This is a genomic window from Syntrophales bacterium (assembly GCA_030018935.1).
GTDB lineage: Bacteria > Desulfobacterota > Syntrophia > Syntrophales > CG2-30-49-12 > CG2-30-49-12.
Genome location: JASEGZ010000058.1, coordinates 1 through 10,886 on the forward strand (window position 1 = coordinate 1; position 10,886 = coordinate 10,886).

At 50.6% G+C, this 10,886-nt stretch carries 10 protein-coding genes and 1 tRNA gene; 7 read left to right on the forward strand and 4 right to left on the reverse strand.

Annotation, left to right across the window (positions count from 1 at the left end; translation table 11 throughout):
• Positions 1-177: 177 nt before the first annotated feature.
• From QMD03_09175 to QMD03_09185, 3 genes are all read left to right on the forward strand, one after another.
• Entirely contained in the window at positions 178-2,454 is a 2,277-nt protein-coding gene (locus tag QMD03_09175; GenBank protein ID MDI6777383.1) for a hypothetical protein, read from the forward strand.
• Positions 2,455-2,541: 87 nt separating this feature from the next.
• On the forward strand, positions 2,542-3,936 hold the full coding sequence (locus tag QMD03_09180) for a DUF1329 domain-containing protein (protein MDI6777384.1): 1,395 nt from the start codon (positions 2,542-2,544) through the stop codon (positions 3,934-3,936).
• 210 nt (positions 3,937-4,146) lie between these two features.
• Positions 4,147-4,563 (forward strand): hypothetical protein, encoded by a 417-nt coding sequence (locus tag QMD03_09185; GenBank protein ID MDI6777385.1) that lies wholly within the window; start codon positions 4,147-4,149, stop codon positions 4,561-4,563.
• A 50-nt stretch (positions 4,564-4,613) separates the two neighbouring features.
• On the opposite strand, the gene QMD03_09190 is transcribed toward QMD03_09185, so the two are convergent.
• From QMD03_09190 to QMD03_09205, 4 genes are all read right to left on the reverse strand, one after another.
• Positions 4,614-5,063, reverse strand: coding sequence for a hypothetical protein (locus QMD03_09190; protein MDI6777386.1), 450 nt, complete (start codon positions 5,061-5,063; stop codon positions 4,614-4,616).
• A gap of 157 nt (positions 5,064-5,220) precedes the next feature.
• Positions 5,221-6,489 carry a glutamyl-tRNA reductase gene (gene hemA / locus QMD03_09195; GenBank protein MDI6777387.1) on the reverse strand — a complete coding sequence of 423 codons (1,269 nt, stop codon included), beginning with the start codon at positions 6,487-6,489 and terminating at the stop codon, positions 5,221-5,223.
• Between the two features lie 4 nt (positions 6,490-6,493).
• Complete coding sequence (ccsA, locus tag QMD03_09200; GenBank protein ID MDI6777388.1) at positions 6,494-7,312, reverse strand: cytochrome c biogenesis protein CcsA; 819 nt, start codon at positions 7,310-7,312, stop codon at positions 6,494-6,496.
• Positions 7,313-7,399: 87 nt separating this feature from the next.
• Positions 7,400-8,041 carry a bifunctional precorrin-2 dehydrogenase/sirohydrochlorin ferrochelatase gene (locus QMD03_09205; GenBank protein ID MDI6777389.1) on the reverse strand — a complete coding sequence of 214 codons (642 nt, stop codon included), beginning with the start codon at positions 8,039-8,041 and terminating at the stop codon, positions 7,400-7,402.
• A gap of 192 nt (positions 8,042-8,233) precedes the next feature.
• Here QMD03_09205 and QMD03_09210 point away from each other — a divergent pair, with 192 nt between their 5' ends.
• From QMD03_09210 to rfaD, 4 genes are all read left to right on the forward strand, one after another.
• The gene (locus QMD03_09210; GenBank protein MDI6777390.1) at positions 8,234-8,995 is read left to right on the forward strand and encodes a 16S rRNA (uracil(1498)-N(3))-methyltransferase; all 762 of its coding nucleotides are present in this window, start codon (positions 8,234-8,236) and stop codon (positions 8,993-8,995) included.
• 69 nt (positions 8,996-9,064) lie between these two features.
• Entirely contained in the window at positions 9,065-9,574 is a 510-nt protein-coding gene (locus QMD03_09215) for an RDD family protein (GenBank protein MDI6777391.1), read from the forward strand.
• Positions 9,575-9,688: 114 nt separating this feature from the next.
• Positions 9,689-9,764 (forward strand) — tRNA-Phe (locus QMD03_09220).
• 85 nt (positions 9,765-9,849) lie between these two features.
• Positions 9,850-10,821 carry an ADP-glyceromanno-heptose 6-epimerase gene (gene rfaD / locus QMD03_09225; GenBank protein ID MDI6777392.1) on the forward strand — a complete coding sequence of 324 codons (972 nt, stop codon included), beginning with the start codon at positions 9,850-9,852 and terminating at the stop codon, positions 10,819-10,821.
• Positions 10,822-10,886 lie beyond the last annotated feature (65 nt).

Genomic DNA, 10,886 nt, shown 5'->3' on the forward strand with positions numbered 1-10,886 from the left:
GGATGAAAAAGTTGTAAGTCGTAAGTTGTAAGTCATTTAGGACGTAAGACTTATGACTAAGGAGGGGGGGTGTCCATACATCATAAACATCAGTTTTACGTCGTAATGTCATATGTCCTCGAATTTTTGACTTACGACTTATGACTGATGACTTAACGGAGAAAGGAGGATGCTAAAATGGGAAAGGCGATAAAGTCAAGATTGTCTTTACAGGTATTTGTTTTTGTATTGCTGCTATTTCCGGTAATGTGGTGCAACCCTGTACCTGCCACCGCTGAGGGAGGGGCGGCTGGAGGAGAGAAGTACAGTTTTGATGTACATGGATATGTCCGCACCTGGGCGTCGTTTAACCTCCATGACATACCGGACATAGACACAATAACCCAGCAAAAGGACACTTATAATGATCGCTACAAATGCTCCATGCTGCGTGGTTCGCTTAAGTTAGACCTCGATGCGAAGACGGGACCCTTTACGTGGAAGGTAATCGGTCGTGGCGACCAGGAGGTGAGGACCGATTATCTGACCCGTCTCCAGGAGATTACCCAGTCGGGGAGGAACAACTTCGGCTCTAATAACATGCAGGATTCTCCGGGGACGGAGATCATGGACCAGTACAACCAGGGCGAGTTTCGTGAGTACTACGTGGAATTCGATCCCATCCAGCGCGTCAGGCTCCGTCTCGGCAGGCAACAGGTGGTATGGGGCGAAACCGATTTCTTCCGCGCCATGGATGTCATCCACGGTTTTGATTACCAGTGGCGCCTCTTCATGGAACCGGAGAATGAAGAATTGAGAAAGCCGCTGATCCTGGCCAATGCCATGATCCAAGTGCCGGAGCTCGGAGGTTCCCTCCAGGCGATCTTCCGTCCCGGTTGGGACCGTCCTAAGTGGATCGGCAACTCGTACCCGATTGAAGGAGGGCGCTGGAACCCGCGGCCGTACGAGGGTTTCGATGTCCTGGGGCCGGTCAAGTATGATTATGACTATCCGGACGGTGATACGGACGACGCCACATGGGGTGTCCGCTGGTCCGGCATTGCAGGGCCGGTAAATTACTCGTTTGCCTACCTGAGGACGCTTAATAACGATCCCGTGTGGAATTCCGGTATCAATAACTTTTCCTTTGAGAACCAGGAGACAAAGGGCCTGGTCGGTGACCTTGTCTACCCGAGGATAGACCTGGCTGGTCTTACGGTCAGCGGCTATGTCCCGTGGATAGATACCGTCCTGTCCACCGAGGTCGTCTATACCTTTGACGAGCCCTTTAATAAGGGCTCCGGCGGTGATATTGATAAGATAACAGGCTCCAATGTCGGCCCGCCCCTGTTAGGAAAGGCGGTGGCCAATGCCCTCGGCCCCCAAACTCCAAATCTTGCAGCTATACTGGCTGCTCCTGGCGACCCGGACCGGACGATGTTTTATGGGGACGGGGATGCGATCCTGGGTGTAGTAAACCGTGTCCTCAGACCCCAGGGTTTAACCAACGCCCCACTGGGGAATTTTGTCCTCCCGGTTCTCGATGGGATCTATGATGGTAATACAATGGGGCTGGTGGGGGCGCTGCCGGCGTCAACGGGACTGCAGATTCTCGGGCCAGTGTTATCGCCGGCTCTACAGACGGCACTGCCGGGGCTTCTTGCTCTAGTTCCTCCCGCGGCCCTTCAGGGTAATGTGGGCGGACTGTTAGCGGCGCTGGAGGGAGTGATGCCTGGGGCGTCAACTATGCTTCTCACAGACCCAGGGGTACAAGCTCTACTGGCACAGATAGGGGGGTTGCTCCAAGCTAATCCCACTCGTATTGTAGACATTGGCCGTCAGAATTTCTATAATGCAGTCTATAACTTCCATTACTTAGCGGGGGGGGACCCGCTCCTCGTGTGCTGGGTACCCGGACTGCATGGCGTCCAAAAGAAGGATTCGTTGATGGTCATGTTGAGAGCGGACAAGAATCTTGCCTTTACCCAGCGGCTGCTTGGGACAGGCAAGCCGGCCTTCTTCACTGTCCAGGCATTCAACCACGTGATCCTGGACTATCACAGGGAAGAGGACATCGTTCGTTTCATCACCTACGGTGAGCATCGGAAGGAGATCGAGACCATGCTGACCGGTGTTCTCGTGCTCCACTACCGGAATGAGGCTATCGTTCCCACGCTGGCCGCCGGTTGGGATGTAAGCTACGGGGGAGCCTTCTTCTTCCCCAGCGTGGAGTTTATCTTCGGTGACCATTGGCGTCTGCGTTTGGAGGCCGACTTCTTCTTCCCCTCCGGCGCAAAGGATCCGGCAACGATAAACGATTCCTGGCTGGACTTAAGGCTTCTGGGTGCGTCTTCAAACCAGCCGGGCGGTAAATTTGCGCTTGGGAACGCGGGGGTAAATGAGAACAGCACCTCTTTCCTCGGTTACTTTAACAACCAGGATCAGTTCTTAATCCGCTTGACCTATCAGTTTTAAAACACAGTCGTAAGTCGTACGTCATATGTCATAAGTCAAAAGACATAAGACATAAGACGTAAGACATAAAAGAAAGGAGGGGTTAGGATGAAGTTAAGAAAACCGATGTTTGTAGTAAGGAAATTAAGTATTTTCTGTCTCGTGGGTATAGTGGTTGGTGTGATGGCCTATGCGGCCTCGGCTGCCGAGCTTCCAGCGGGCACAATAATTAACAAAGCCAACCTGGACAAGGTCATGAACGATACCTTCGAGGGGAAAACGATTCGGAGCATGCTGATCGCGTCCCAGGAGTACCAGATCAGGAACTGGGCGCTCCAGATGAAGCTGCGGCACTCCAAGCTACCCAAGATGGGAAAAGCATTCCTCGAGGCCACGGAGAAATATGCAAAAGACGTTAAATTCGATCCTAAAGCCCGGGAGGTTACCGGCTGGAAAGCCGGCCTACCGTTCCCCGAAGCTTCCCCTGTTACTTCCTCACCTGCTGCGGTAGCTGAGTTTATAAAAGACCCGTACGCGGGCGACAAGGTAATCTGGAATTACTATTACGGTCACCAGGGGGGGAGGACCCAGCACTGTCCCCACTCCTGGCTCCTTGTCAGCGCCGACACGGGTCTTGAGCGTCGCCAGGACTGGTTCTGGCTTCGCTATTACACGAAGGGACGCATGGACGGACCGGGGAAGCCGCCGGTGGTTGATGATGCACTCATCTCGAGGACCCTCTTCTTTGTCACGGCCCCTTATGACATGAGGGGGATAGGGATATTCGCGCTCCGCTATGATAGTCCGAAACTCGAAGACAACTGGGTCTATGTCAAGTCGGTGCGGCGGACCCGCAGGCTCTCTGGCGGCGCCTGGGTGGACCCGGTGGACGGTCTGGACATGCTCAATGACGAGATCTGGATCATCAATGCCCGTCCGTCGTGGTACAAGAGCTTCAAGCTCTTAGACAAGCGCTGGGTCCTTGTCATCGCTAACGACTTTGTGGACTGGCAAGAGGGGGCAAAGACGGTGGAGGAGGAATTTCCGTCCGTTGACCTGAAGAACTGGCCCCATTGGAACCCCGCTTTAGTGCCGGGAAACGAGTGGGAGCCCCGGGAGGTCTGGGTGGTCGAGGGCATCCCGCCAGCCTACCATCCGCACAGCAGGAGGGTCTTATATGCGGACGTTCATGCCCCGCCGACAATTTACATTGGGGAGGGCTATGACAAGGAAGGCAAGCTCTGGAAGTACGTTCAGTACACGATCGGAAGCAACAACGCGGAGACGGCCAGAGAAAATCGGAAGACACAAAGAGGCAAGACCGTCCGTATGATTCCACCCAGTCCGACGGAAGAGACATGCAACGGGATTACCCCTGAGGGCTTCTACATTGACTTCAAACGGCGTCACGCCTCGCATCACTATGACCGGATATGGGACGCCAACCCGGGATTCGGCCCGAATGACGTGACCCTCGGCCACTTGGAAGCGGCGGGTAAATAAACCAAGTCGTACGTCTCTAAAACACAGTCGTAAGAACACAGTCGTAAGTCGTAAGTCGTATGTCATAAGTCAAAAGGCATACGACACAAGACCGATGACTGGCGACTCCGAAAAAGGGAGGGGGAAATTAAATCCCCCCCCTTTTTTTCATGATAAGTTTCGCTTGCCATACGGGTATTTTTCTGGTAGAAGGGTTATCGGGAGGAAGTGATGGGCAGATGGAAGGTAGTTATCTTGGTGGTAATTTTCCTCGCCGGGTGGGTTACCCCTGCCCTGGCAGTGGAGGGGAGTCTGACGATCAGTGATCGAGAGATCATTGAGAGGCTTACCCGTCTGGAGGAGGGGCAGAAATCCCTGGAGAAGCGGATTGATGGCCTTCAGTATAGTCTTCAATCTCAGATTAGTGACCTTCACAACCTCGTCGTAGGGGGTTTTGGGATTGTCTTTGTCGGTATCTTTGGTCTCTTCGGTTTTGTCATCTGGGATAGAAGAACCGCCATCACACCGGTAGTGAGGAAGACCAGAGAACTTGAGGAACGTGAAGAGCTTACGGTCAGAGTACTCAAGACTTATGCCGAGAAGGAGCCCAGGTTAGCAGAGATAATGAGATCCCTCGGATTGTTGTAAATGGGGTTAATCCGTGGAGGGGGGATGGACCCCCCTCCTTTTCGCAATGACTATGGTTCGAGTATCTTACTGTCCTCAAGTTCTGTCCGGTCTATCTTCCAGAGACCATCTTCCAGGACCAGGTGCTCTACATTATACTCTACGACCCCATTTTTATTAATTATGTCCTTTGAGGTCATAACGTTCTTTACCTGGGCCTCTTGCCCGGAAACTGATCCGGGAGAAACAGAAATTTCAGTAATCTCTACCTTACCACCTTCATAGAGGGCCTTCATCTCCTTAGCCCACTCCTTCTGGCTTTTACCTGCCAGCATTCCCCGGGATACACATTGGGAAGCCCCTGAAAAGTCCCTATTTTGCAAGGCATGGTAATATTTCAGGACTACCTCCTCAGGAGCAGGAGCCAATCCACCACCCCATGCCGCATGCAGGGGAAAAATAAGCAAAGAGAATACCACTGCCGAAACAATGCCCCACCTCTGACCGATGAATCTTTTCATAATGCCTCCTCCTTCCTGAAAAGTGTGTCCCCTCCCTCTAACTCCCTCCCACAAGGGGAGGGAGGATGATAAAATCATTTGTTTACGACATACGACATACGACTTACGACATACGACTTACGACTTACGACTTACGACTTATGACTTACGACTTACGTTACCCATCATCTAACCTGAACAGTCTCCGCAAGGCTGCAATATAGGGGAGGGCCCCACCATTCTGACTCTCCTCTTTAATGGCCACGATAGGGTCATGGAGGATCTTGTTTAATATGGAAGAGGTTAGGATTTCTACATTTTTCCTCTGCTCTGCGGAGAGATTCTGCATCCAGGAAAGGGATCTGCCCAATTCTCCTTTCATGATGCCTTCCACTTTTTCCCGGAGGGAAACGATGGTGGGGACAGCTTCCAGGGCGCTGAACCATTCTTTATACTTCAGCACTTCTTCATCTATAATCGCTTCCGCCTTCTCGGCCTCTCCCCTGCGGCTCTTCAGATTCTCATCCACAATCTCCTGGAGATGATCAATGTTGTAAAGGTACACATTATCAATCGTACCTGCCGCAGGATCAATATCCCTGGGCACGGCGATATCCATCAGGAAAAGCAGGCGATTCTTGCGCCTCCGCAGGGCAGCGGCAACCATCTCTGCATTGATCACGTAACCAGGGGCGCCCGTGGAACTGATCACAATATCGGCATTTAGCAGGCTCTCCCCCAACCGAGCAAATTCTACGGCGCTACCTTGAAAATCTCTCGCCATCTCCAGCGCCCTGGTATATGTTCGATTGGCAATCAGGATTCTGTCCACACCATATTTGATCAAATGCCGTGCGGCAAGCTCCGACATCTCCCCGGCGCCGATGAGGAGAATGGTTTTCCCCTTCAGGGCGCCGAAGATCTTCTTCGCCAGCTCCACCGCTGTAAAACTGACGGAAACGGCGTTGCCGGCAATTTCTGTCTCGGTCCTGACCCTCTTGGCCACCCGAAATGCATGATGGACAACTCTGTTCAGTATCACTCCCGTGGTTCTGTGCTCGACAGCACGGCGGTATGCCTCCTTGACCTGGCCCAGGATCTGTGGTTCGCCCATCACCAGCGAATCAATACTGGATGCTACCCGGAAGAGATGGCGGACCGCTTGTTGATCGAAATGTACATAAAGGCATCTCTCTATCTCCTCCCAAGGCAGATTACCATGATGAAAGATAAATTCTTTAAGTCTTTCCACGGTATCTTTAGCATCCACGGCGCTGGCCAGCGCCTCAACACGGTTACAGGTGGCAAGATACAGCGCTTCCTTGATCTGCGGAATCTTCATCATCTCCTCGAGGGGATGAACATTATTTCCGCCCAACAGGGAAAGTTTCTCCCTGAGTTCAAGGGGGGCCGTTTTATGATTCATGCCGATGAGAACGATATTCATACCATCAAATGAAGCTGTGGACAGTGGTAAAAAACAGGCTTACAATAACAAAGGAAGCAAGGAGAAAACTAAGGGCCAGGATGGATAAAAGGGCTACCTTCTGCCCCTTCCACCCCAGGGCAAGTCTCTGATGTAGCAAAATGGCATAAAAGATCCAGGCTAAAAGCGTCCATATCTGCTTCGGATCCCACTGCCAGTGACTCCCCCAGACTGTTCGTGCCCAGATTGACCCCACTAAGATACCTGAGGTCAGCAACGGGAATCCCCAGAGAAGACAGAGATGATTAATCTTATCCAGGTCTTTCAGGGAAGGGAGAAGCCTGCTGAAACTTTTTACCTTTTTATTTTTTATGAAACTCTCCTGAATCAGATACATCGCGCCGGCACAAGAAGCAAGGACAAAAAGGGCCTCGCCTGTCACGGAGAGGATCACGTGAACCGGCACCAACCCACCCTGGAGCGCGGCCGGCAGTGAAACATCTCCTCCCAGGCGTATCGAGGCCACGATCACAAGCAGAAAAACCACGGGAGATACAAAGGCGCCAAAGACCCTCGTCTTTGTTTTCAATTGGAGGGCCAGATAGGTAGCGGTCATGACCCAGGCAAAGAAAGAGAGGGTTTCATGAAAACCGATCACCGGACTGTGTCCCGTCTTAAGGGAGCGAAACACGAGAGAAACAGTGTGGATCGTAAAGGCCGTAAAGAGAAACCATGTGGATACCCTGGCCACCAGCACCCTCCTGACCAGGAGGGAGGTGATGTACCCAACGGTGGAGAGAAGATAGGTGATAAGGGCAACCTTATAGAATAAAACATCAGTCATAAGTCATAAGTCATAAGTCATAAGTCATAAGTCATAAAACATCAGTCATCAGTCATAAGTCATAAGTCATCAGTCATAAGTCATAAGTCATAAGTCGATATCAACGCCTACAATATCATGAATAACCTTCTCGACACAATCCCAGTTTTTTTCTTTGATATGCTGGAGGATGTCCGAGTTGACTATGGCGGTAAACAATCTTCTCTTCTCCTCAGAGGGACGGCCCCCAACAACAATCTTTTCCCTGAGCTTCCCCAGGATCGTAAGAAGTGTGGCATATTCCGGCCCATAATGCCCCTCCAGTTCTTCTCTCAGTTTCCTGGCCAGGGCAGGACTCTTCCCCCCCGTTGATATGGCAAGCAAAAGGTCACCCCGTTGAAAGAGAGAGGGGAGAATAAAATCGCATCGCGCGGGATCATCCACAATGTTGACCAGAATCTTCCTTTCTCTCGCTTCTCCGCAGATCCTTTCGTTGACTTCATCCCTGTCTGTGGCCCCAATTACCAGGAAAGCGTCATGGATATATGCCTCATCGTAATCGGCATCAATATGCTCGATCCTGCCCTCCCCCGTCATCGCCTTTAGAAATGGGGTCAATATCTTTCCGACGACGACCACGCGAGCGCCGCATTCCACGAGCCGTTTAACTTTTCTCTCGGCAACCTCCCCCCCACCCACAACGATGCACTTTTTATCTGTCACCTGAAGACATATAGGATAGTACTTCATGTATTTTTTCCCTTCAGAGAAGATTGGAAGTTTCTGAAGAAATACCACGAAGACGACGAAAATTCAAGTTACTTGAAATATTATCAAAAAGAGGATATAAAAACTTTAGTCGTAAGTCGTAAGTCGAAAATTCGAGGACATAATGACATACGACGTATGACATACGACGTATGTGTTAGGGGTAGATGAACATTGACGATACCGAGGATCTACTTTCCCGAAAATGTGGAAAAAGGAGACAGGTGTAAATTAACGGAAGAAAACCTGCGTTATGTGAAATCCGTGCTCCGGATGAGAAACGGAGACCGTTTACTCCTCTTTGACGGAACCGGATTTGAGTGTGAGGCGCTCATTCGGCATTTTACCCCCCGTGATGTGACCGTAGAGATCGTAAAAAAAGAAAGGCTTCCGGACAAAGCTATCCGTATTGCCCTGTTCCAAGCCCTGCCCAAAGCAAACAAGATGGATTTCATCATCCGGAAGGCCACCGAACTCGGCGTGGACACAATCATCCCCTTCCATTCGGCAAGAGCGATACCGAGACTGTCGCCGGAGATGACCATTCTCAAGACGTCAAGATGGCAGAAGATCGCCCATGAGGCGGCCAGGCAGTGTGGCGCCTCCAGTGTACCGAAGATCAGAAAAATCCTTTCCTTTGCCGAGGTACTGAGATATCCGCAGGGGGAAGCGCTCAGGATCATCCTCTGGGAAGGAGAATCTGAAACGGGCCTCAAGCAGGTCTTACAGAACAAAGGGCACGAGGGGATAAAAGACTTCTTCATCATCATCGGCCCGGAGGGGGGGTTCTTGCAGGAAGAGGTGGACAGGGCCATAGCTTATGGGTTCATTCCCGTCGGCCTGGGCAGACAGATATTGAAGGTGGAAACGGCAGCCCTCGCTATACTTTCCATCATTCAGTATGAAAAAGGCATGACTTACGACATAAAACATTAGTCGTACGTCTTTCGACTTTCGACTTATGACTTACGACTGACGACTTATATAAGAAAGGATGCAAACCGCATGACGGAAAATCGTTACGGTGGGTTCTGGCGAAGGGCAATGGCGTTTTTTATTGACATGGTTATCCTCAATTTTATCTCCCTGATCCTATTTTTTATTGGCATCCTGGCTCTGCATGCAGGATTTGTCTTCCGCCTCCCAAAGGTGGGCCTCTCTGAAATAATAGAGAACTTTGTAATTCCCTATTACGTAGTAACACTACTGGTTAACATGCTCTACTTTACATACTTTCACGGAATTGCCGGACAGACACCGGGGAAGATGGTCTTTGGCCTCAAGGTGGTGCAAACGACGGAAGAAAAAATGACACCGGGGATTGCCTTCCTCAGATGGGTCGGATACATCGTCTCCGGTCTGTTCCTCTACCTGGGTTTTATCTGGATAGCCTTCGATGGGAAAAAACAGGGCTGGCATGATAAGATCGCAGGCACTATGGTCATTCAAATCCCCCCCAGCCCCCCTTTGGAAAAGGGGGGTGAGGGGGGATTTTCAGATTTAAAAATGCCTTGACAAAAGAAGGGATATTTAATAGGTATTGCGTAAGTTCAGCTATCAGCGATCAGTAAGACAGGTTTTAGCTGAAAGCTGATTGCTGGGAGCTGAACGCTTGCCATATAGTTAAGTGGGTCGGTAGCTCAGTCGGTAGAGCATCGGACTGAAAATCCGAGTGTCGGCGGTTCAATTCCGCCCTGACCCACCATTTAGGTAGATAGGCTGAAGACTGAAGACTGTTAGATCACTTCAGCCTTCAGTCTTCAGTCTTCAGTCTAAACAAAGGGATACCTATGATTGTTGTTACTGGTGGCGCCGGATTTATAGGGAGTGCGTTTGTCTGGAAACTTAATGCCGAAGGCATTGATGATATAATCATCGTAGATAGATTCGGCCGGTCAGACAAATGGAAGGATCTCGTAAAACGACATTATGCCGATTACATCCACAAAGATGAGTTCCTTAAAATGATCTCAGCAGATGATGTGCCTTTCAATGTCCGGGCGCTAATACATATGGGGGCATGCACCTCCACGACAGAACGTGATGCCGACTATTTAGTGGAGAATAACTACCGCTATACCTGCCGGCTGGCCGAGTGGTCCATGAAACACGATGTTCGTTTTATCTATGCCAGTTCTGCTGCTACGTATGGTGATGGTTCTCTCGGGTTCTCCGATGATAACAGGTTGACAGGGGTCCTTCGCCCCGTCAATATGTACGGGTATTCCAAGCAGTTGTTCGATCTCCGGGTGCTGCGGCATCAGGCAGATCAAAGGCTGGTGGGGATCAAGTTTTTCAATGTCTTTGGACCCAATGAATACCACAAAGGTGACATGACCAGTGTGGTCTATAAGGCATTTCAGCAGATTCGTGAGACGGGCAGCGTGCGCCTCTTCAAGTCCCATAAACCAGCATACGGTAATGGAGAGCAGATGCGCGATTTTGTCTATGTCAAGGATTGTGTAGAAATCCTCTGGTGGTTGCTTGAGCATCGTGAGGTAGCTGGCATCTTCAATCTCGGGACGGGACATGCCCGAACATGGAACGATCTGGTAAGAGCCGTTTTTTCCGCCATGGAGATCAAATCACAGATAGAGTACATTGATATGCCACCGACTATTCGTGACCAGTACCAATATTTCACGGAGGCAAAGATGGACAAGCTCCGGCAAGCCGGATGTTCTGCTGTGTTCCGTTCTCTCGAGGATGCGGTTTATGATTATATCGTGAACTATCTGCAGAAAACGGATCCTTACTTATAGTCGTATGTCGTAAGTCATAAGTCATAAGTCGTATGTCGTAAGTCATAAGTCATAAGTCATAAGTC

Excerpts from the sequence above, each read along its gene's own strand:
- QMD03_09175 (MDI6777383.1), top strand. The coding sequence starts at position 178 with ATGGGAAAGGCGATAAAGTCAAGATTGTCTTTACAGGTATTTGTTTTT.
- QMD03_09180 (MDI6777384.1), top strand. The coding sequence starts at position 2,542 with ATGAAGTTAAGAAAACCGATGTTTGTAGTAAGGAAATTAAGTATTTTC.
- QMD03_09185 (MDI6777385.1), top strand. The coding sequence starts at position 4,147 with ATGGGCAGATGGAAGGTAGTTATCTTGGTGGTAATTTTCCTCGCCGGG.
- QMD03_09190 (MDI6777386.1), bottom strand. The coding sequence starts at position 5,063 with ATGAAAAGATTCATCGGTCAGAGGTGGGGCATTGTTTCGGCAGTGGTA.
- hemA (MDI6777387.1), bottom strand. The coding sequence starts at position 6,489 with ATGAATATCGTTCTCATCGGCATGAATCATAAAACGGCCCCCCTTGAA.
- ccsA (MDI6777388.1), bottom strand. The coding sequence starts at position 7,312 with ATGACTGATGTTTTATTCTATAAGGTTGCCCTTATCACCTATCTTCTC.
- QMD03_09205 (MDI6777389.1), bottom strand. The coding sequence starts at position 8,041 with ATGAAGTACTATCCTATATGTCTTCAGGTGACAGATAAAAAGTGCATC.
- QMD03_09215 (MDI6777391.1), top strand. The coding sequence starts at position 9,065 with ATGACGGAAAATCGTTACGGTGGGTTCTGGCGAAGGGCAATGGCGTTT.
- rfaD (MDI6777392.1), top strand. The coding sequence starts at position 9,850 with ATGATTGTTGTTACTGGTGGCGCCGGATTTATAGGGAGTGCGTTTGTC.